Raw genomic sequence first — 19,127 nt, forward strand, 5'->3', positions numbered from 1 at the left:
GGTGGGGGACTGGAAAAATCGCAAAATAAAAAATTCCAGCATTCTCTAGCGTTTGTCCTCGTTTATGCGCCCCTTCCCAATCCGACGACGATCTGGGACGACGAGGACGGCGCCGCCAACGCCAACATACCCTTCATTCCGGCCAGCCTGACGGCCTGCGCCTCGCCGGGTTTTTTCTTCACCGCCTCGACGCCCGCCGACATCGCCAACGCCATGCAGACCATGTTCAACATGGCGGTGGCCTCGGCCCATCTGACGCAATGAAGGTTTCGTGGGGCGCGCGCTAATCAGGCCTTTTTCAGGAAACAGGTCTTCAGCACGAGACCCTTGACCTTGTCGGTGCGGCCTTCGATTTCTTCCGGATCGTCGGTCAGGTGGATGCCGCGCACCATCGTGCCGCGCTTCAGCACGAGGGACGAGCCCTTGACCTTGAGATCCTTGATGACGGTGACATTGTCACCCTCGTTCAGCACTGCGCCATTGGCGTCGCGTGTTTCCGACATTCACTGCTCCCGCGTTTCATCCGCGCGGGTTAAGCCCTAAGGCGGCGATTGGCCAGTGGAAAACCGCCGGCGCCGCCAAAACAGCGCCAAAAAGCCTCGCCAAGGTCCTTCAGGGGGCGAGGAAGGCGGCGACCCGATCGTAGACGGTCGCCTTCATCGCCTGCGCGCCCGGAAGACATTCGAAACGCGCCTGCTCGCCTTGCTCGGTGTTCAGTACCGCGGGCTTGCCCGGCTCGACCGTGACCTTCATGCTCTCCACTGGCAGCCCGGTCGGATCGTTTTCGCTCACGTAGGTTTCGACCATCGTCACGCTCAACGCGCAACCGCCTTGAGCCGGGCGGAAAACGCCGGAGATATGCTCCGGTCCGGCGTCCAGCCCGATCTGCTGATCGGGCGCGACGGTCTCGGAAGTCGTCGCGTCGGCGGCGGAAAGCGCTGTGGCGCCGGCCAGGTTCGTGGCGCACGCCAGCGCGGCGGCGGCCATCCAAGATTTAAGTTTCATGGTTCAAAATCCTTGCTCAAGCGCGAAAGCTTGAGTCGGGAATGGAAGCTGATTCGCGCGAGGCGCTTCGCGCTTCGGCTTTCGCGATTTCATCGCGACGCCGGCGCGTCCCTTACTCTTTAAGTTAGTCTAAAGTCGCAAACCTACAAGATTATTGCAGTGCACAAAAACGCAGGCCGGCCTCCCACTTTATGCATGGCGAGCGGGTTCGCGCAGTGAGACATGACAGAGCCGAGCGGGCGGGGTAAATGAGCGTATGTTATACGCTCTGCTGGTAGCCCCCTTCGCCGATTACGAATTCATGCGCCGCGCGCTGGTCGGCGCTTTCGCCCTGGCTTTGGCTGGGGCGCCGCTCGGCGTTTTCCTCATCCTGCGGCGGATGTCGCTGTCCGGCGACGCCATGGCCCACGCCATCCTGCCCGGCGCGGCCATCGGCTATCTGATCGCCGGGCTGTCGCTGCCGGCGATGACTCTCGGCGGCGTTGTCGCCGGTTTCGCCGTGGCGATCGGCTCCGGCGCCATCGCCCGCGCCACGGTTCTGCGCGAGGACGCCTCGCTCGCCGCCTTTTATCTTCTGTCGCTGGCGCTCGGCGTCACCATCATTTCCGCGCGGGGCTCCAATGTCGATCTCATGCATGTCCTGTTCGGCAGCGTGCTGGCGCTCGATAACGCCACCCTGATCCTGCTCGCCAGCATCGCCAGCGTCACCCTGGCAGGACTGGCGCTGATCTACCGGCCGCTGGTTCTGGAGACGCTCGATCCAGGTTTTCTCGCCTCGGTGAGCCGCGCAGGCGCCTGGACCCACACGACTTTCCTCGCCCTGGTCGCACTCAATCTCGTCGCCGGATTTCAAGCTCTCGGCACTTTGCTGGCGGTGGGGGTAATGATGCTGCCCGCCGTTTCCGCCCGGCTATGGACCAACACCATCACCGGGATGATCCTGCTCGCGGCCTTGTTTGGCTGTATCGGCTCCTATGCCGGGCTGCTCGCCTCCTATTATTACAGCCTGCCCTCCGGCCCGCTGATTATCCTGGCTTGCGGCGCGCTTTACGCTGTCTCGCTGTTCGCCGGACCGTCAGGCGGGTTCTTGCGGAAAATCACGCCGCGTTCGCATCTGGAGGGGTGATTACCTGGCCTCACGACATAGTTGGCAGAACCCCTGGATCTCGATCGCCACGCGTTCGGCGACAAAACCGCTTCGGGCGGCGGTTTGCGCCAACAAAGCTTCAACCTCCGCGTCGCCGAATTCCTGCGCCCTGCCACAGACGCGGCAAATCATGAATCCCGCGCGATGCGCGTGACCATGACCTGGTTCGCAAGTTGCGTCGCCATGCTGGCAGGCGACATAGGCGTTGCGCGTCTCCAGCCGATGCGCCAAGCCCTCGTCGATCAGTTTCTGCAAGGCGCGATAGACCGTCGGCGGCGCCAGCCGGCCCTGCCCGCGCAAGGCGTCGATCACGTCATAGGCGGACAAGGGCTTTTCCGCGCCGGCGAGCAGATCGCGGATGCGCATTTGCATGTCGTTCAATCTTGGCGGCGCCGATTGGGCGGACATTTTCATTCCCATGACGGATGTTATAATATACGATCCGCTTTCTCACTGGAAGCGTATTTCGCACCGATCAACATAGAGGCCCTCCATGCGTGTGAAAAGCCTGTTCGCCTTGGCGGCCTTGTTCGCAAGCGTCCTGATCACCACTGCGCCTCGCGCCGAAACGGCGTCGGCGAAAAAAATCCCGGTGGTGGCGAGCTTTTCCATTCTCGCCGATTTCACCCGCCAGATCGGCGGCGACAAGGTCGAGGTCAAAATGCTGGTGCCGCCGGACGGAGACGTTCATGTCTATGAGCCCAGCCCCGCCGACGCGCAGAGTCTCGCCAAGGCGAAGCTCATTGTCGTCAACGGCCTGGTGCTCGAAGGCTGGATGGACCGGCTGATCGCGGCTTCGGGCGCCCGCGCGCCGGTCGTGGTCGCCGCCAAGGGCGTTACGCCGCGCAAGGGCGAGGAAGAACGAGGCGAGAAAGGGGTCGATCCCCATGCCTGGCAGAGCATCGCCAACGCCAAAATCTATGTCGGCAATATTCTCGCCGGACTGGTCGCCGTCGATCCCGCCGACGCGGAATATTTCCGCGACCGCACCAGAAACTACGACTCCGAACTCGACGCCCTGGACGTGAAAGTGCGGGCGGCGATAGCGGAAATTCCGCCGCAAAACCGCCGCATCATCACCACCCACGACGCATTCGGCTATTTCGGCCAGGCCTATGGCTTTTCCTTCATCGCGCCGGAGGGACTATCGACCGAATCCGAGCCTTCGGCGCGCGACGTGGCGCGGTTGATCGAGCAGATCAGGAAGGAAAACGCCCCGGCCGTCTTTCTGGAAAACATTTCCGATCCCCGCCTGATGCAGCGCATCGCCAAGGAATCGGGAACGAAAATCGGCGGCACGCTGTTTTCCGACTCGCTTTCGCCGCCCGATGGTCCCGCCGCCACTTACATTGCGATGATGGAGCATAATATAAGCGAGTTGAAAAAGGCGCTCATCCCCGCCGCGCGATAAAAACCCGGAGTCCGCATGTCCGATCAGAAAATCCCCGTCACCGTCCTCACCGGCTATCTCGGAGCGGGAAAGACCACTCTGCTCAACCGCATCCTCACCGAGGATCACGGCAGGAAATTCGCGGTGATCGTCAATGAATTCGGCGAGATCGGCATCGACAACGATCTGGTGGTGGACGCCGACGAGGAAGTGTTCGAGATGAACATCGGCTGCATCTGCTGCACCGTGCGCGGCGACCTGATCCGCATCATCGAGGGACTGATGCGCCGCAAGGGGAAGTTCGACGCCATTCTGGTCGAGACCACCGGCCTTGCCGACCCGGCCCCTGTCGCGCAGACCTTTTTCGTCGACGCCGACGTAAGCAAGGACGCGCGTCTCGACGCCATAGTCACTGTCGCCGACGCGAAATTCCTGTCCGAGCGGCTGAAGGACGCGCCGGAAGCGAAAAACCAGATCGCCTTCGCCGACGTCATCCTGCTCAACAAGGTCGATCTGGTGTCACTGGACGAACTGGAAGAGGTCGAGGCGCGCATTCGCGGCATCAACCCCTACGCCAAGCTGCACCTGACCACGCGCTGCGACATCGAACTTGACGCGGTGCTCGGCCGCAATGCCTTCGATCTCGACCGCATTCTCGAAATCGAGCCGGATTTCTTGCAGGTGGAAGAACACGACCACGACCACCAACACAGCCACGAGCATCATCATCACGATCACGACCACAAGCACGATGAGTCCTGCGCCCCCGATTGCGGCCACGATCATCATGATCATAGTCACAAACACCACGATCACGCGCCAAAAGTCCTGCATGACGAGGAGATGCAATCCGTGTCGATCGTCCTCGACGGCGCGGTCGATCCGGAACTGTTCCTCCCCTGGATCAACGAAGTGGTGCAGCGCGACGGGCCGGACATTCTGCGCTCAAAAGGCATCCTCGCCTTCCCCGACGAGCCGAAGCGCTATGTCTTCCAGGGCGTGCACATGATCCTCGACGGCGAGTTGCAACGCGACTGGAAGCCCGAGGAAAAACGCAACAGCCGCATCGTCTTCATCGGCCGGCGCCTCAAGCAGGACGAATTGCGCGCCGGTTTTGCGGCCTGCGCGGCGGAAGCGGCCAAGGTTGGTTGAACGCGAAACGCGCCCGTCATTGCGAGCGGAGCGAAGCAATGACGGTTTTTGGGACCTTCGCCGCCTATTCTTCCGGAGCGTCCATGATCGGGTCGTATTGGCTGGCGTCAAAGCCGAACATTTCCCATGACTTTTTCATATGCGGCGGCAGCGGCGCGGTGACGTCGAGTACGCCCCCCCGGGGATGCGGCAGGATCAACCGGCGCGCCAGCAGATGCAGCTTGTTCTCCACCCCCGTCGGCAGGTTGCGGTTCGGGTCTTTGCGGCGATAGGAATCCTCGTCGCCATGGCCATATTTCGGATCGCCGACGATGGGGCAGCCGATGGCTTCCGCATGGGCGCGCAACTGATGGGTGCGCCCGGTCAAGGGTTTCATCGACAGCCATGCGAGGCGCGGCGCCAGTTTATCGACGATGGCGTAATAAGTGACCGAATGCTGAGCGTCGGCCTCGCCATGTTTCGCCACGCGCATTTTCTCGATGTCGCGCCGCTCCTCGGGCGCCTGCTTTCCCTTCGGGCGAACAACGCGGTTGTCCCCCATCGCCTCGCCCTTGGCGAGATAGAGCGAAATGCGCCCCTGCGCGGGACGCGGCACGCCCTCGACCATCGCCCAGTAAATCTTTTGCGCCGAGCGCGAGCGGAAAACCTCGCCGAGATCGGCGGCCATTTTCCGCGTTTTGGCGATCAGCAGCACCCCGGAGGTGTCGCGGTCGAGCCGATGCACCAGCACCGGCCGGTCGCCGCGCTCGTTTGCCAGCGAGGCCAGCATCCCGTCGAGATGCACCTTGGTGCCGGAACCGCCCTGCACCGCCAGCCCGAACGGCTTGTTCAGCACCATCAGGTCGCGGTCGTCGAGCAGTATCATGTCGCGGATAGCGCGGGCGTCGGCCTCCGAAAACACCGCCTTCTTGACGGCGGGCGCCTTCACCCCCTCCATGCTCAGCGGCGGCACCCGAACATTGGCCCCGGCGACGACGCGCGTCGAAGTATCCACCCTCTTGCCGCTCAGCCGGACTTCGCCCTTGCGGCAGATTTTCGCCAGATGCGACAGCGAAAGCGTGGGGATGCGCCGCTTGAACCAGCGGTCGATACGCATGCCGTCCTCGTCCTCGGTGACAAGGAGTATCTGCACCGCCGAGGTCTCCTTGTCGGTCTTCGGCGCGGGGTTCTCATGGGCCTCAGGGGCGTCAAACTTCTCCATCGACTCCCGCACCAGGCGCGCGGCCTTGACCGGATCGAAAGCGTCGTCCTCGGCGCGAACTTTTTTGGGGCGCGCGGCGAAGAAGCGCTTGGCCTTGGGCGCGGCCGCCTTGTCGCCAAAACTCTTGTCGGCGCCAGTCGCGCGCGACCGGGGAGCGGAAGCGCGCCCCTTGCCGTCGCCAGCCGTTCTTGAAGCGCCGGTTTTTGAAGTTCCTTTGGCGGGGCCGGTCCGCATCCGCGTCATGTCAAAGCCCTCATAAGCGCCAGTCCGCCGAACACCCCGGCAAGCGCCAAGCCGACCGAGCCGCCGACATAAAGCGCGCAAAGCCCCGGCTGCCCGCGCTCATAGAGCAAGGCGGCGTCGAGCGAAAAAGCCGAAAAAGTGGTGTAGCCGCCGAGAATCCCGGTGAGCGCGAACAGGCGCGCGTGCTGCGTCCAGGCCTCATTGGCGCGAAAGGCGAGATAGCCGGCGATCAGGCCCATGACCAGCGAACCGGACACATTGATGAAGAACGTGCCCCAAGGAAAATTCGTCCCCAGCAGCCTGGCCGCGAGGAGGTTTATGGTGTGACGCAGGCAGCCGCCGAGCCCGGCGCCGAAAAAAACGAGAAGATAGGCTTGCATCGCCGTTCCATAGCGCAGAGGGGCGTGCGCGTCACCAAACCATTTACTTTAGCTCCCTCCGCGTTCCTTGCGCAGCTTTTCCCAATAGTCCAGCCTTTTGGAAATCTCTCGCTCAAAGCCGCGCTCGACCGGCTGGTACAATTTCTGCCGCCCCAACGCTTCGGGCCAGTAATCCTGACCGGAAAAAGCGTCGGGCTGGTCGTGGTCATAAGCATAGCCCGAACCATAGCCCTCATTTTTCATCAGTTTGGTCGGGGCGTTCAGAATCGCCTTGGGCGGCATCAGCGAGCCGCGCTCGCGGGCGAGGCGCATCGCAGCCTTATAAGCCACATAGGAGGCGTTGCTTTTCGGCGCGCAGGCGCAATAGATCACGGCTTGCGCGATAGCCAGTTCCCCCTCCGGCGAGCCGAGGAAATCGAAGGCGTCCTTGGCGGCGTTGGCGATGACCAGCGCCTGCGGATCGGCGAGGCCGATATCCTCGGAGGCCATGCGCACAACGCGGCGGGCGATGAACAGAGGATCCTCGCCGGCGTCGAACATCCGGGCGAGATAATAGAGCGCCGCGTCCGGGTCAGAGCCGCGCACCGTCTTGTGCAGGGCGCTGATCAGACTGTAATGGCCCTCCTGCCCCTTGTCGTAGATCGGCGCGCGACGCTGCGCGACCTCGGAAAGCCCCTTGGTGTCGAAAACCTCGCCCGGTCGCGCCGCGCGAAAAACCTCCTCGACCAGGGTCAAGGCCGCGCGTCCGTCGCCGTCGGCCATGCGGATCAGGGTTTTGCGCGCTTCCTCATCGAGCGGCAGCGGCGCCCGCTCGGCCTCTTCCGCCCGCTCCAGCAGCTTTTCGATCGCGGCGTCGTCGAGGCTGTGAAAGGTCAGCACGCGGGCGCGCGAAAGCAGCGCGGCGTTGAGTTCGAAGGACGGATTTTCCGTGGTGGCGCCGATCAGGGTGACGGCGCCGTCCTCCATAACGGGGAGGAAACTATCCTGCTGGGCGCGGTTGAAGCGGTGGATTTCGTCGATGAACAGCAGCGTGCCCTGGCCGATTTTCTGCCGCCCGCGCGCCTCGTCGAAGATCTTCTTCAAGTCCGCGACGCCGGAGAAAATCGCCGAAGCCTGGACGAAATGCAGTCTTGTCTCGTGCGCCAACAGGCGGGCGACGGTGGTCTTGCCTGTTCCCGGCGGCCCCCACAAGATCAGGCTGCCGAGCGAACCCGAAGCGATCTGCCTTGTCAGCGCGCCGTTGCGGCCGAGCAGATGGTCCTGCCCGGCGACCTCGGCGAGGGTTTTTGGACGCAGCCTTTCGGCCAGCGGACGCGGCGCGTCCCGCTCCAGTCCGGCGCTGGCGAAAAGATCAGTCATGCGCCTTTTTCCTCCTTATCAAGGCTGCCCGCAAGGGTAAGCGAAGCGATTGACGCAGGCGCCCAAAGAGGCCAAATCTGGCCAACTGAAAAATGGAAACCAACATGACCGACCTCCCCCCCGCCGCCCTCGAAAAGCAATTGATCGCTGAAGAAACCGCCAAAATGCTGCTGGAAGTCGGCGCGGTGCTGTTCAATGCGGAAAAGCCGTTCATTTTCACTTCCGGCTGGGCCAGCCCTGTTTATACCGACATGCGCAAGCTGATCGCCTTTCCGCGCCTGCGCAGCGTCCTGCTCGATTTCGCGGTAAAAACCATCCAGCGCGAAATCGGTTATGAAAGCCTCGACATCATCGCAGGCGGCGAGACGGCGGGCATTCCCTTCGCCGCCTGGATTTCCGACCGGCTCAGCCTGCCGATGCAATATGTGCGCAAAAAGGCCAAGGGGTTCGGCCGCAATGCCCGCATCGAGGGCGAGGTTACCGACGGCGCCCGCACCCTGCTGGTCGAGGACCTCGCCACTGACGGCGGCAGCAAGGTCAATTTCATTTCCGCCATCCGCGAGGCGGGACAGAAATGCGATCACACCTTTGTATTCTTCTTCTACGATATTTTTCCGCAGGCGCGCGCCGAACTGGCCAAGGATAATATCCAGTTGCACCAACTCACTACCTGGTGGGATGTGCTGAAAGTCGCACGCAAGACGAACTACCTGCCCGATGCGACGCTTGATGAGGTCGAGAAATTCCTGCACGCTCCCGCCGAATGGTCGGCCGCTCATGGCGGCATTTCGGAATTCGGCAAGAAGGAATGAGCCTATGCGCCGTCCGCTCCTTTGCCTTGCCGCCTTGGCCTTTGCTGGCTCGGCGGCGCTTGCGGAGGATCGTTTTTGCGCCGGCGACGATTTTTCCGACAGCCCGAACCTGCGCATCGGCAAGATCGCGACCAATGCGCCGCGTGTAAATTTCCTGCGCAACGGCGACGAGAAAATCGCCTGCCCTTCGGTCGAGCGCGACTGTCGCGACAAGGCTTTTCTTGTTCCCGGCGACCTGGTGGTGCTCGGGCGAAGGCTTGACGCATTTATCTGCGTCGATTACTGGACCGCGCAAAGCGGCCGTTCCGGCTGGCTGCCCGCCATTGCCGTCGAGCCGACGCCGGTATTGGGCGATCCCGCCGACTGGATCGGCGACTGGAAGCGGGTCGAGGCCGAAATCGTGATCACGAACTCCGGCGCCGGTCTCAGAGCCGAGGGCAACGCAACTTACGGCTCGCTCGATCCCGACCGCGTAAAACGCGGCGCGGTCAATCTCGGCGATTTTTCCGGCCCGCTGGATTTGTGGGGCGGCCAGGCGACTTTCGTCGACAAGGATGTCACTCCGAACAAGCCCGACGATTTCGGCTGCCGCGTCCGCATGGCGCGCGCGGCAAACTTGCTGTTTGTGCAGGACAATGGGCAATGCGGCGGGATGAACGTGTCGTTCACCGGGCTTTATCAGCGCGCTGGGAAATAAATCACCACATGTCCAGCGCCACCCGCGCTTCGTCCGACATGCGGCTTTGATCCCACGGCGGTGTGAACACCATGCTGACCTCGACTCCGGCGACCCCTGGCACGGCGGCGACGGCGTTTTCCACCCAGACCGGCATTTCGCCCGCCACCGGACAGCCCGGCGCGGTCAGGGTCATGTCGATCTTGACGAAATGGCTGTCGTCGATGTCGACGCGGTAGATCAGGCCGAGTTCGTAAATGTCGGCGGGTATTTCGGGGTCATAGACGGTTTTCAGCGCCGCGATGATGTCGTCGGTCAGACGGTCCAGTTCTTCCGGCGTCAAACTCTCCTCGGCCGCGAAGGCCGGGCGGTTGGGCTGAATTTCGCTTTCGGGCGTGTGCTGGTTCATCGCGATCAATCCGGTCAAGAAAAGAGATGGGCGGCGCGCTCCAGCGCCGCAACCAGGGCGTCGACCTCTTCGCGCTTGTTATAGAGCGCGAAAGAGGCGCGGCAGGTCGAAGTGACGCCATAGCGCGACAGCAGCGGCTGCGCGCAATGGGTTCCGGCCCGCACCGCCACGCCGGCGCGGTCGATCACCGTGGCTATATCATGGGCGTGCGCGCCTGCGATGTTGAACGAGAAAAGCGCGCCCCTGTCCGGCGCCGTCCCGAACAGCCTTATGCCCCGGACTTCCGCCAGCCGCATCGAAGCATAGGCGCCAAGCTCGGCCTCATGGGCGTGAATGGCGGGGCGGCCGATCTTCTCCATATAGTCCAGCGCCGCGCCAAGGCCGATGGCCTCGACGATCGGCGGCGTCCCCGCCTCGAACCTTTGCGGCGGAACCCCATAGGTGACGTTGTCGCAGGTGACGGTCTCGATCATTTCGCCGCCGCCAGCGTATGGCGGCAGGCGCTCCAGCCATTCCCTCTTGCCGTAAAGCGCGCCAATGCCCGTCGGGCCGTAAAGCTTGTGGCCGGTGACGACATAGAAATCGACATCGAGATCCTGCACATCGACGTCGCAATGCACCGCGCCCTGCGAGCCGTCGACCAGCACCGGGATCTTCCGCTCATGCGCCAGCCGCACGATCTCCTTGACTGGCGTGATCGTGCCCAGAACGTTCGACATGTGGGTGATGGCGACGATCCTGGTTTTTTCGCTCAGCGCCGCCTTGAAGTTTTCCAGCGAGAAAGAGCCGTCCTCCTCGACGTCCACCCATTTGATCGCCGCGCCCTTGCGTTCGCGCAGAAAATGCCAGGGCACGATATTGGAGTGATGCTCCATCATCGACAGGACGATTTCGTCGCCCTCGCCGATATGGGCGAGGCCGAAGGATGCGGCGACGAGGTTCAAGGCCTCGGTGGCGCCCCGGGTGAAAATGATTTCCTCGGTCGACGAGGCGTTGAGGAAGCCGCGCATTTTTTCGCGCGCCGCCTCGTAAGCGTCGGTGGCGGCGTTGGCGAGATAATGCAGGCCGCGATGGACATTGGCGTATTCATGCTCGTAGACCTGATCCATACGCTCGATCACCGCGCGCGGCTTTTGCGCCGACGCCGCGTTATCGAGATAGACCAGAGGCTTGCCATAGGGCCGCTCCGCGAGAATGGGGAAATCCGCGCGGATCGCGTCGACATCGTAACCGCGGATTTTGGTCTGCTGGTTCATGCGAAGGCCCCGGTTTGCAACAGCGCCTTGAGATCGGCGTTCAACAGATCGCGCAGGGATTCGTCGTGCAGAATATCGAAGGCTTCCGCCGCGAAAGCCTCGATGAGAATGGCCTGCGCCTCGGGCCGCGGAACCCCGCGCGATTCCATATAGAACAGCTGGTTGGCGTCGAGCTTGCCGCAGGCCGCTCCATGGCCGCAGGCGACGTCGTCGGCGAAAATCTCCAGTTCCGGCTTGACCGACAAAGCCGCATCGTCGGAGAGCAGCAGGCCGCGGCACATCATCTTGCCGTCGGTCTTCTGGGCCTGCGACGGCACCACGATCTTGCCCTGGAACACGCCATTGGCCTGTTCGGCGAGGACATATTTGAAGGTCTCGCGGCTCAGGCAGGACGGGGCCTCGTGGGTCACCACCAGCGTCGTGTCGGCGTTTTCGCGACCCGTCAGCAGGCTGGCGCCGGAAAGATGCAGTTCGGCGTTGGCGCCGGCGCAGGTGACGAAAAGCTGGCGACGCAGAAAAGGCGCCCCGGCGATCAGCGCCGTGGCGCGCAGCTTCGCCTCGGCGCCGAGCGAAACAATGAGACTCTGCACATCGACCGGCGCGCTGTTCTGGCTGCGGCAGGCGTAATCCAGTTCCGCCGCCTTGCCGAGCGACAGGAACAAGGCGCTGTCGCCAAAGCCGCCAATGCTTTCCGCGCGAGTCTCGATCAGGCTGGCCTGCGCGCCATCTCCCAGCGTTACGAAATTGCGCGAAAAGCGGCTATGCCCGCCTTCGACGCCGCACAGCGCGACGATCTCGATCGGCTGTTGCAGCCGCGTCCCGGCGGCGATTTCGATCACAGCGCCGTCGCGCGAAAAAGCGGCGTTGAGATCGAGCAGCGGATCGTCCGCCTGCGCCGTCAAAGCCTTGAGATTTCGCGCCAGGGGTTCGTCCTTGATCGAACGAATCCTGACGCCGGCGACGCCGGAAAAATCATCGGACAAACCGGCTGAGAAAAACCCGTCGATCAGCACCAGTTTCAGCGCGCCGGGCGAGGAGACTTTTTCGCGCTCGAGGCGGGCATATTGGCGGGACGCTTCATCCGGCGCCTCAGCCATGGGCGGCGCCTGCCGCAGCTTTGCGCGCAAATCACTATAATGCCAGGATTCGACACGGCGGGTCGGCAGGCCGACGCGGGCGAACCGTTCGAAGGCAGCCTGCCTTTCGCCCGGATATCTTTCCCGCAAAACGCCGAACGAGCGGAAAAAATCCTGCTCGGCCTGGGTTGGATTTTGCAAAAGCGCGCCCATCACGCCGCCTCGCTGGCATAATCGGCATAGCCGCTTTTTTCCAGCTCCAGCGCCAGTTCGGGACCGCCGCTTCTGACGATCCGCCCCCCCGACATGACATGGACCACATCGGGCGCGACATAGTCGAGCAGGCGCTGGTAATGGGTGATGACGAGCAGGCCGCGCTCCTTCGAGCGAAGCGCGTTGACGCCATCGGCGCAAATGCGCATGGCGTCGATATCCAGGCCGGAATCCATCTCGTCCAGGATGGTGAAGCGCGGCTCCAGCAAGGCCATCTGCAATATTTCCATGCGCTTCTTTTCGCCGCCGGAAAATCCGAGGTTGACCGGTCGTTTGAGCATGTCTTGTGAGATGTTGAGCTTGGCGGCGGCCTCGCGCACTTTTTTCATGAAATCCGGCGTCGAAAGCTCGCCTTCCTCGCGCGCCTTGCGCTGGGCGTTGATCGCGGCCTTCAGGAAAGTCATGGTGGCGACGCCCGGAATTTCCAATGGATACTGGAACACCAGAAACAGGCCGAGCGCGGCGCGCTCCGCTGGCGTCTTGTCGAGCAGATCGACGCCGCCAAGCCTGACCGAACCCTCGGTGACCACGTAATCGGCGCGGCCGGCGATGACATAGGACAAGGTCGATTTGCCGGAGCCGTTCGGCCCCATGATCGCGGCTACCTGCCCGGCTTTCACCGACAGGGACAGGCCGTCGATGATTTTCTTGCCGGCGACGGAAACGTGGAGATTTTCGATTTCGAGCATGAACATGACCTTGAAAGAAATTTACGCGAGGCGGCGGTGAAAACCGATCAGCCGACGCTGCCTTCGAGCGAAATGGCGATGAGCTTTTGCGCCTCGACGGCGAACTCCATCGGCAATTGCTGCAATACGTCGCGGACAAAACCGTTGACGATCAAAGCCGTCGCCTCTTCGGCGGAAAGCCCGCGCTGCATGACGTAGAACAGCTGGTCGTCGGAGATTTTCGACGTCGTCGCCTCGTGCTCGAAAATGGCGGTGGAATTTTTCGCCTCGATATAGGGCACGGTATGGGCGCCGCATTTATTGCCGATCAGCAGCGAATCGCAATTGGTGAAATTGCGCGCGTTGGCGGCCTTGCGATGCGCCGAAATCTGTCCGCGATAGGTGTTCTGCGAACGGCCGGCGGCGATGCCCTTGGAAATGACGCGGCTCGACGTATTGGCGCCGAGATGCAGCATCTTGGTGCCGGAATCGACCTGCTGGCGGCCATTGGAAATGGCGATCGAATAGAACTCGCCGCGCGAAGACTCTCCACGCAGAATGCAGGAGGGATATTTCCAGGTGATGGCCGAGCCGGTCTCGACCTGGGTCCAGGAAATTTTCGACCGGTCGCCTCGGCAATCGCCGCGCTTGGTGACGAAATTGAAAATACCGCCCTTGCCCTCGCTGTCGCCGGGATACCAGTTCTGCACCGTGGAATATTTGATTTCGGCGTCTTCCAGCGCGATCAGTTCGACCACGGCGGCGTGCAGCTGGTTCTCGTCGCGTTGCGGCGCCGTGCATCCTTCGAGATAGGAGACGTAGGAGCCCTTGTCGGCGATGATCAGCGTCCGCTCGAACTGGCCGGTGTTCTTCTCGTTGATGCGAAAATAGGTCGAAAGCTCCATCGGGCAGCGCACGCCCGGCGGCACATAGACGAAGGAGCCGTCGGAAAAAACCGCCGAGTTCAAGGTGGCGAAATAATTATCGGTCACCGGCACGACCGAGCCGAGATATTTCTTCACCAGTTCGGGATGGGTCTGCACCGCTTCCGAAATCGGGCAGAAGATTACTCCGGCCCGGCCCAGTTCTTCCTTGAAGGTGGTGACGACGGAGACGGAATCGAACACCGCGTCGACCGCGACCCGGCGCTCCTGCACGCCGGCGAGAAGCTCCTGCTCGCGCAGGGGAATGCCGAGCTTTTCATAGACGCGCAGAAGTTCGGGATCGACGTCTTCCAGCAATCTGGGACCCTCAGCGCTTTTCGGCGCCGAATAATAATAGAGATCCTGATAATCGATTTTCGGATAGTCCACCCGCGCCCAAGTAGGCTCGACCATCGTCAGCCAGCGGCGAAAGGCGTCGAGCCGCCACTGCGTGAGCCAGTCCGGCTCGCGCTTTTTCGCCGAAATGAACCGAACGATGTCCTCGTTCAGCCCCTTCGGCGCCCTGTCGGATTCGATATCGCTGAAAAACCCATATTTATAGGCGTCAACGTCAAGCGTCTTGACCTTGTCGACAGTCTCCTGGACAGCCGCCATTCTCATTCTCCTCACCTAACGCGGTTTCAAGGGCCGCTGGTTGAGTCTATGTCGGTGCGATTCAGGCTTGATCGCCAAGCCGGCGTCGCATTCTCTCGCGTAGTCTAGCCAATATTTCCAGAAAACGCACCACCTCTTCCTTACGCGTCATCAAACCCAAGCTGATTCGCAACGCCGAGCGCGAAAATTCGGCGGAAACGCCCATTGAGGCGAGGACGGGCGAGGGCGTCACCTTGCCGGAGGAGCAGGCCGAACCGGATGACAGCGCCACCCCTTCGACGTCGAAGGCCGCAACCAGGGTTTCCGCGGAAAGCCCGGGAAGGGCGAAGGCCAAGGTGTTGCCGACGCGCGCCGCCTCTTTGCCGAATATGGCGGCTTCCGGCGCAATTTCCAGCACGCCGACCTGCAAAAAGTCACGCAGCTCGCCCAGACGCCTGGCCTCGGCGGAGCGATCATTCGCAGCCGCAGCGACGGCGGCTTTGAATCCGGCGATCGCCGCCGGATTTTCCGTGCCTCCGCGAAAACCCCGCTCCTGGCCGCCGCCCCGGATCAACCCGACCTTCGGCAGAAGCTCGCGCCGGGCGAAGGCCAGGGCGCCCGCGCCCTTCGGCCCGCCGAGCTTGTGGCTGGACAGGAAGATGAGATCGGCGCCGGTCGCGGCGAAGCAACAGTCGACGCGCCCAAACGCCTGAACGGCGTCGCAGACCAGAAGGCCACCCGCCTCATGAACCATTTCCGACGCCTCGGCGACCGGCTGGATCACCCCGGTTTCGTTATTGACCGCCTGCAGAGCCAGCATGGGTTGGCGATGCGCCAACCTTTGGCGCAGGATTTCGAGATTGAGCCGCCCTTGCGCGTCGAGTGCGACGATTTCTGCCCGATCGGGCGGAAAGCCATGTCCGGCGGTCACGCAGGGGTGTTCGCCGCCGCCGATCAGCAACAGGTCGTAGCTTTTCGAGGAAGTTTGCGGGCGCAGGGCCATATTGGCCGCCTCGGTGGCGCCGGAGACGAAGACGACCAAATCGGTCCTGGTCCCCAGGGCGGCGGCGATCGTGACGCGCGCGGACTCGATCAGCGCTCGCGCGGCGCGGCCCTCCTGATGGACGCTGGAGGCGTTGCCCACGTCCAGCGCCTGGACAAAGGCCTCCCGCGCCTCCGGCCGCAGCGGCGCGGTAGCATTGTAATCAAAATAGATGCGACTCATGCCATAACCTGATTGCGCCCGCTTCGATCTGTTTACCACCGGATTTGCCGATGACTGAATCCCCCCATTCGCTCGACCCCGAAGATTGGGAGGCCTTTCGCGCCTTGAGCCATCAGGCGCTCGACGCGATGATCGACGATCTCGCCAGCTTGCGCCAGCGCCCGGTCTGGGTGGAAACGCCGGAAGAAATCCGCCGCCGGCTCAATGTCCCGGCGCCGCGCGAAAAAATCGGCTTTTCCGCCGCGCTTGGGGAATTTTATCAGAGCATACAACCCTATGTTGTCGGCAACCGCCATCCGGCATTTTTCGGATGGGCGCATGGGGCGGGAACGCCCGCCGGCATGGTGGCGGAAATGCTTGCCGCCGGTCTCAACGCCAATTGCGGCGGCCGCAACCATGTCGGGATCGAGCTGGAGCGGCGCGTCGCCGCCTGGATGGCCCAGGCATTTTCCTTTCCCGCCAAGGCTTCCGGCCTGTTCGTCGGCGGAACCTCGCTCGCCAATTTCCTCGGGGTGCTGATCGCCCGCCACGCCTGTCTCGGCGAATCCGTGCGGCGCGATGGCGTAGGCGGCGAAAAGCTTCGCGCCTATGCCTCGACGCAGGCGCACGGCTGCGTCGCCCAGGCGATGGACATGGCGGGTCTAGGCACAGAGGCGTTGCGAAAGATCGCCTGCGACGCGCAGGGCCGCATCGACATGGCCGCCTTGAAGGCGCAGGTCGTAGCGGACCGCGCCGCCGGCGAAAAGCCGTTCCTGATCGTCGCCTCGGCGGGCACGGTCAATTTCGGCGCCATCGATCCGCTGGCCTTGCTCGCCGATTTCGCAGGGGAACAGCAGCTCTGGCTGCATGTGGACGGCGCCTTCGGCGCGCTGGCGGTGTTTTCGGACAAGCTCAAACCCTTGCTCGCCGGAATCGAGCGCGCCGATTCCATCGCCTTCGATTTCCATAAATGGGGGCATGTTCCCTATGACGCCGGCTTCATCCTGGTGCGCGACGGCGAGGCGCAAAGGCGCACTTTCGCCGCGCCTGCATCCTATCTGACCCGCGCGGAAGCCGGACTGGCCAAGGGCGAAATCTGGCCCTGCGATCTGGGGCCGGATCTTTCACGCGGCTTTCGCGCGCTAAAGGTCTGGATGACTTTGCAGACTTGCGGAACCCGCGCGCTGGGCGAGGCGATGGAGGCCAATTGCGCCGCCGCGCGCCGGCTCGCCGCCCTGATCGAGGCGTCGAGAGATTTCCATCTGGTCGCGCCGGTTCCGCTCAATATCGTTTGTTTCAGCCTGTCGGGCGAGAATGGCGACGCCGCAAACCGCCGTCTGGTCGAGACCCTGCATGTCCGGGGCCTGGCCGCGCCTTCGATCACCCTCATTGACGGCCGCGCGGCGATCCGCTGCGCCATTTTCAACCATCGCACGACGATGGACGACATCGACATTTTTTTCGCACAGGCGAGCGAACTGGCGACGGAATTGCGGAACTGACGGTCGAACCTGACACTTGGCTTTTCGCCAGGCAACGACGCAAAACGGCGGGAAGGCGACTTCCAAAGACGCTTTCGGCAAGGTCGGCTCCGCGCCAGTAAGCGGGAATCCCCTTATTAATAAATTTATTCACATTGATACGACCAACCTTTGTTAGATTTCTCTTCTACGCATTCAGGGCTGTAATCCTGCAAATAAATATAGGAGTCCTTTGGGAACCCGTTCGTGGTGGCCCAATTGCGGAGATTGATCGCGTCTTGTTTACTTAAGCCTGTGCCAATTTCGATCGCATAGTTTCTATTCTCGTTTGCGCCGAGGGTGTCTTCCATGTGGAACGCGACATCAGGAAACCTTGTTTCAAACTCCTTCAATTTCCTTAAGGCCACCTCATAGCTGGCGGACGTGATGGAAGCGACGATGATTTGGTAAAACCCCTTTCTCACAGTTTGTTGATACTTCCGTTTCCATTGCTCACGTGGTGACGCTGCGTCTGCAGCAGGTTCTTTTTTCATCGCTGCCGCGTCTGTATCGTTTGTGGCCTTTGGCTGAATTACGGATTCCCGCTTCCAGTTTTCAATAACATCGGGTGTGATCAAAATCAGCTTTTCGCCCGTGCTGCGGAAGCCTGGATTGTCATAGAATTCCCATTCGCCCGTCATTGACCGCCAGTACCAAACACGAGGCTCGCCGGTCACTTGGTCGACAAACGCATAGCCGTTCGGGTCGACCCGTTGAGGCGGCTTCCTCGTTATGACGTCGACCTGTTTTTTCCACTCTGTGACAATATCAGGCGTCACCGGAAGCAATTCCTGACCAGTCTCGGGGTGGAATCCGATTAGATCAAAAAGCTGTATCCGCCCTCGCTCGTCTTTCGCGAACCAGATATTCGGCTCACCGGTTCGGAGGTCGAAAAAAACTGGATCCGAAGTCGTAACGCGTTTTGGGCGGGCGCCTTTTTCATATTCGCGAAGGCGCTCGAGCAAATTAGCCGTGAAAGGCCGGCACTCTCGCCCTGTTTCCGGGTTCAAGCCAGGCTTGGTCCCAAAGCGAACGGCTTCTCGGGTTACTATGTAACACTTCTTTGCCGCCTGCTGGCTCCACTCCGCGACCACGTCCCTTGTGACTATTGAGAGGGGCTCTCCGGTACGTGGTTGGAAGCCCTTGTTATCAAAAAACTCAATCTCTCCATCGGTTTGCCGCGAATACCAAGCTCTCGCCTTACCTGTTTTCGGATCGAAAAAGACGAAATCCTCGGGATAAATTTTCTGCGGCGGGCGCTCAGCCGTCGTGCGCTGCTGACTTTTCCATTCTTCCACGACGTCCCGTGTAATCGGTAACAGCTCTTCTCCGGTCTCCGGATGGAAACCCATTAAATCGAAAAGCTCGATTTCTCCCGTTCGGATTTTCGCAAACCAAACTACTGGTTCGCCCGTCTTTAGGTCGAAAAATACGGGATCATCACTCGCCACTCGCTCGGGACGCTTACCTTTCGCATATTCTTGAAGTCGCTCCAGAGCATCCGAGGTCACCGGACGGCAAGGCTTTCCTGTCGTTGGATCAATGCCGGGGCGCTCACCAAAATGAACGCCGTCGCGCGTCAGCACGTAACATTTTATGGCCGCTCCAGAAGATTCAAAAAACTGATTCCGCGTACCCTGCCAAAGTGCGATTGAGTTGACCATCAAAAGAACAACTATGCCTCCAGCCCCAATCCGCCGACTAACCTGAGAAAACGAGAACATTTTTGCTGAAAAATACGTAAGTGAAACAAAAACACCAAACGAAATTGCCTCCGCCAAGTGCCGGTTTAAATTAAAAACGACCGCAATGTTATCTACATAGCTTCGCGATATAGTT

General features: G+C 61.6%; 19 protein-coding genes and 1 pseudogene. 7 read left to right on the forward strand and 13 right to left on the reverse strand.

Annotated features, from left to right (window positions below; translation table 11 throughout):
* Nucleotides 1-264 (forward strand): annotated as a pseudogene (locus tag ACLP2E_RS10205) (hypothetical protein); the annotation flags it as partial.
* A 23-nt stretch (nucleotides 265-287) separates the two neighbouring features.
* Here ACLP2E_RS10205 and ACLP2E_RS10210 read toward each other — a convergent pair.
* Together ACLP2E_RS10210 and ACLP2E_RS10215 are read right to left on the reverse strand one after the other, a co-directional pair.
* Nucleotides 288-503 carry an alkylphosphonate utilization protein gene (locus tag ACLP2E_RS10210; RefSeq protein WP_442464357.1) on the reverse strand — a complete coding sequence of 72 codons (216 nt, stop codon included), beginning with the start codon at nucleotides 501-503 and terminating at the stop codon, nucleotides 288-290.
* A gap of 109 nt (nucleotides 504-612) precedes the next feature.
* On the reverse strand, nucleotides 613-1,005 hold the full coding sequence (locus tag ACLP2E_RS10215) for a hypothetical protein (RefSeq protein WP_442464356.1): 393 nt from the start codon (nucleotides 1,003-1,005) through the stop codon (nucleotides 613-615).
* Between the two features lie 256 nt (nucleotides 1,006-1,261).
* On the opposite strand from ACLP2E_RS10215, the gene ACLP2E_RS10220 reads away from it, so the two are divergent.
* A complete protein-coding gene (locus ACLP2E_RS10220) occupies nucleotides 1,262-2,131 on the forward strand; it encodes a metal ABC transporter permease (protein WP_442464355.1) in 870 nt (289 codons plus the stop codon).
* Here ACLP2E_RS10220 and ACLP2E_RS10225 read toward each other — a convergent pair whose 3' ends face one another.
* Nucleotides 2,132-2,560 (reverse strand): Fur family transcriptional regulator, encoded by a 429-nt coding sequence (locus ACLP2E_RS10225; RefSeq protein ID WP_442464354.1) that lies wholly within the window; start codon nucleotides 2,558-2,560, stop codon nucleotides 2,132-2,134.
* Nucleotides 2,561-2,645: 85 nt separating this feature from the next.
* Between ACLP2E_RS10225 and ACLP2E_RS10230 the strand changes: the two genes are divergently transcribed.
* Both ACLP2E_RS10230 and ACLP2E_RS10235 read left to right on the forward strand, forming a co-directional pair.
* On the forward strand, nucleotides 2,646-3,563 hold the full coding sequence (locus ACLP2E_RS10230; RefSeq protein ID WP_442464353.1) for a metal ABC transporter substrate-binding protein: 918 nt from the start codon (nucleotides 2,646-2,648) through the stop codon (nucleotides 3,561-3,563).
* A gap of 15 nt (nucleotides 3,564-3,578) precedes the next feature.
* Nucleotides 3,579-4,694 carry a CobW family GTP-binding protein gene (locus tag ACLP2E_RS10235; protein ID WP_442465845.1) on the forward strand — a complete coding sequence of 372 codons (1,116 nt, stop codon included), beginning with the start codon at nucleotides 3,579-3,581 and terminating at the stop codon, nucleotides 4,692-4,694.
* Between the two features lie 64 nt (nucleotides 4,695-4,758).
* Here the strand turns inward: ACLP2E_RS10235 and ACLP2E_RS10240 are convergent, their stop codons facing one another.
* The 3 genes from ACLP2E_RS10240 to ACLP2E_RS10250 form a co-directional block, all read right to left on the reverse strand.
* Entirely contained in the window at nucleotides 4,759-5,790 is a 1,032-nt protein-coding gene (locus ACLP2E_RS10240) for a pseudouridine synthase (protein WP_442465854.1), read from the reverse strand.
* A gap of 344 nt (nucleotides 5,791-6,134) precedes the next feature.
* A complete protein-coding gene (gene crcB / locus ACLP2E_RS10245; RefSeq protein WP_442465846.1) occupies nucleotides 6,135-6,518 on the reverse strand; it encodes a fluoride efflux transporter CrcB in 384 nt (127 codons plus the stop codon).
* 48 nt (nucleotides 6,519-6,566) lie between these two features.
* Nucleotides 6,567-7,877 carry a replication-associated recombination protein A gene (locus ACLP2E_RS10250; protein ID WP_442465847.1) on the reverse strand — a complete coding sequence of 437 codons (1,311 nt, stop codon included), beginning with the start codon at nucleotides 7,875-7,877 and terminating at the stop codon, nucleotides 6,567-6,569.
* A 104-nt stretch (nucleotides 7,878-7,981) separates the two neighbouring features.
* Here ACLP2E_RS10250 and ACLP2E_RS10255 point away from each other — a divergent pair, with 104 nt between their 5' ends.
* Complete coding sequence (locus ACLP2E_RS10255; protein WP_442465848.1) at nucleotides 7,982-8,689, forward strand: orotate phosphoribosyltransferase; 708 nt, start codon at nucleotides 7,982-7,984, stop codon at nucleotides 8,687-8,689.
* Between the two features lie 4 nt (nucleotides 8,690-8,693).
* Nucleotides 8,694-9,386: a hypothetical protein gene (locus ACLP2E_RS10260; protein WP_442465849.1), complete on the forward strand. Its 693-nt coding sequence runs from the start codon at nucleotides 8,694-8,696 to the stop codon at nucleotides 9,384-9,386.
* A gap of 1 nt (nucleotide 9,387) precedes the next feature.
* On the opposite strand, the gene ACLP2E_RS10265 is transcribed toward ACLP2E_RS10260, so the two are convergent.
* The 6 genes from ACLP2E_RS10265 to ACLP2E_RS10290 form a co-directional block, all read right to left on the reverse strand.
* Nucleotides 9,388-9,774: an SUF system Fe-S cluster assembly protein gene (locus ACLP2E_RS10265; RefSeq protein ID WP_442461602.1), complete on the reverse strand. Its 387-nt coding sequence runs from the start codon at nucleotides 9,772-9,774 to the stop codon at nucleotides 9,388-9,390.
* Between the two features lie 14 nt (nucleotides 9,775-9,788).
* The gene (locus ACLP2E_RS10270; protein ID WP_442461603.1) at nucleotides 9,789-11,030 is read right to left on the reverse strand and encodes a cysteine desulfurase; all 1,242 of its coding nucleotides are present in this window, start codon (nucleotides 11,028-11,030) and stop codon (nucleotides 9,789-9,791) included.
* A complete protein-coding gene (locus ACLP2E_RS10275; protein WP_442465850.1) occupies nucleotides 11,027-12,319 on the reverse strand; it encodes a SufB/SufD family protein in 1,293 nt (430 codons plus the stop codon). The genes ACLP2E_RS10270 and ACLP2E_RS10275 overlap by 4 nt, the downstream gene beginning before the upstream one ends.
* Nucleotides 12,319-13,068, reverse strand: coding sequence for a Fe-S cluster assembly ATPase SufC (gene sufC, locus ACLP2E_RS10280; RefSeq protein WP_442461605.1), 750 nt, complete (start codon nucleotides 13,066-13,068; stop codon nucleotides 12,319-12,321). The genes ACLP2E_RS10275 and sufC overlap by 1 nt, the downstream gene beginning before the upstream one ends.
* A 47-nt stretch (nucleotides 13,069-13,115) precedes the next feature.
* Nucleotides 13,116-14,585: a Fe-S cluster assembly protein SufB gene (sufB, locus tag ACLP2E_RS10285; protein WP_442461606.1), complete on the reverse strand. Its 1,470-nt coding sequence runs from the start codon at nucleotides 14,583-14,585 to the stop codon at nucleotides 13,116-13,118.
* 61 nt (nucleotides 14,586-14,646) lie between these two features.
* The gene (locus ACLP2E_RS10290; RefSeq protein ID WP_442465851.1) at nucleotides 14,647-15,789 is read right to left on the reverse strand and encodes a cysteine desulfurase family protein; all 1,143 of its coding nucleotides are present in this window, start codon (nucleotides 15,787-15,789) and stop codon (nucleotides 14,647-14,649) included.
* A gap of 50 nt (nucleotides 15,790-15,839) precedes the next feature.
* Between ACLP2E_RS10290 and ACLP2E_RS10295 the strand changes: the two genes are divergently transcribed.
* Nucleotides 15,840-17,270 (forward strand): pyridoxal phosphate-dependent decarboxylase family protein, encoded by a 1,431-nt coding sequence (locus ACLP2E_RS10295; RefSeq protein ID WP_442465852.1) that lies wholly within the window; start codon nucleotides 15,840-15,842, stop codon nucleotides 17,268-17,270.
* A 125-nt stretch (nucleotides 17,271-17,395) separates the two neighbouring features.
* On the opposite strand, the gene ACLP2E_RS10300 is transcribed toward ACLP2E_RS10295, so the two are convergent.
* Nucleotides 17,396-19,127: hypothetical protein (locus tag ACLP2E_RS10300; RefSeq protein WP_442465853.1), on the reverse strand; the 1,732-nt coding region annotated here is incomplete at its 5' end.

This window comes from Rhodoblastus sp. (assembly GCF_052145335.1).
Taxonomy (GTDB): Bacteria; Pseudomonadota; Alphaproteobacteria; order Rhizobiales; family Beijerinckiaceae; genus Rhodoblastus.

Excerpts from the sequence above, each read along its gene's own strand:
- ACLP2E_RS10240 (WP_442465854.1), bottom strand. The coding sequence starts at position 5,790 with ATGCGTATCGACCGCTGGTTCAAGCGGCGCATCCCCACGCTTTCGCTG.
- crcB (WP_442465846.1), bottom strand. The coding sequence starts at position 6,518 with ATGCAAGCCTATCTTCTCGTTTTTTTCGGCGCCGGGCTCGGCGGCTGC.
- ACLP2E_RS10290 (WP_442465851.1), bottom strand. The coding sequence starts at position 15,789 with ATGAGTCGCATCTATTTTGATTACAATGCTACCGCGCCGCTGCGGCCG.
- ACLP2E_RS10220 (WP_442464355.1), top strand. The coding sequence starts at position 1,262 with ATGTTATACGCTCTGCTGGTAGCCCCCTTCGCCGATTACGAATTCATG.
- ACLP2E_RS10225 (WP_442464354.1), bottom strand. The coding sequence starts at position 2,560 with ATGTCCGCCCAATCGGCGCCGCCAAGATTGAACGACATGCAAATGCGC.
- ACLP2E_RS10235 (WP_442465845.1), top strand. The coding sequence starts at position 3,579 with ATGTCCGATCAGAAAATCCCCGTCACCGTCCTCACCGGCTATCTCGGA.
- ACLP2E_RS10255 (WP_442465848.1), top strand. The coding sequence starts at position 7,982 with ATGACCGACCTCCCCCCCGCCGCCCTCGAAAAGCAATTGATCGCTGAA.
- ACLP2E_RS10250 (WP_442465847.1), bottom strand. The coding sequence starts at position 7,877 with ATGACTGATCTTTTCGCCAGCGCCGGACTGGAGCGGGACGCGCCGCGT.
- ACLP2E_RS10270 (WP_442461603.1), bottom strand. The coding sequence starts at position 11,030 with ATGAACCAGCAGACCAAAATCCGCGGTTACGATGTCGACGCGATCCGC.
- sufC (WP_442461605.1), bottom strand. The coding sequence starts at position 13,068 with ATGCTCGAAATCGAAAATCTCCACGTTTCCGTCGCCGGCAAGAAAATC.
- ACLP2E_RS10215 (WP_442464356.1), bottom strand. The coding sequence starts at position 1,005 with ATGAAACTTAAATCTTGGATGGCCGCCGCCGCGCTGGCGTGCGCCACG.
- ACLP2E_RS10265 (WP_442461602.1), bottom strand. The coding sequence starts at position 9,774 with ATGAACCAGCACACGCCCGAAAGCGAAATTCAGCCCAACCGCCCGGCC.
- ACLP2E_RS10260 (WP_442465849.1), top strand. The coding sequence starts at position 8,694 with ATGCGCCGTCCGCTCCTTTGCCTTGCCGCCTTGGCCTTTGCTGGCTCG.
- ACLP2E_RS10295 (WP_442465852.1), top strand. The coding sequence starts at position 15,840 with ATGACTGAATCCCCCCATTCGCTCGACCCCGAAGATTGGGAGGCCTTT.
- ACLP2E_RS10210 (WP_442464357.1), bottom strand. The coding sequence starts at position 503 with ATGTCGGAAACACGCGACGCCAATGGCGCAGTGCTGAACGAGGGTGAC.
- sufB (WP_442461606.1), bottom strand. The coding sequence starts at position 14,585 with ATGGCGGCTGTCCAGGAGACTGTCGACAAGGTCAAGACGCTTGACGTT.
- ACLP2E_RS10275 (WP_442465850.1), bottom strand. The coding sequence starts at position 12,319 with ATGGGCGCGCTTTTGCAAAATCCAACCCAGGCCGAGCAGGATTTTTTC.
- ACLP2E_RS10230 (WP_442464353.1), top strand. The coding sequence starts at position 2,646 with ATGCGTGTGAAAAGCCTGTTCGCCTTGGCGGCCTTGTTCGCAAGCGTC.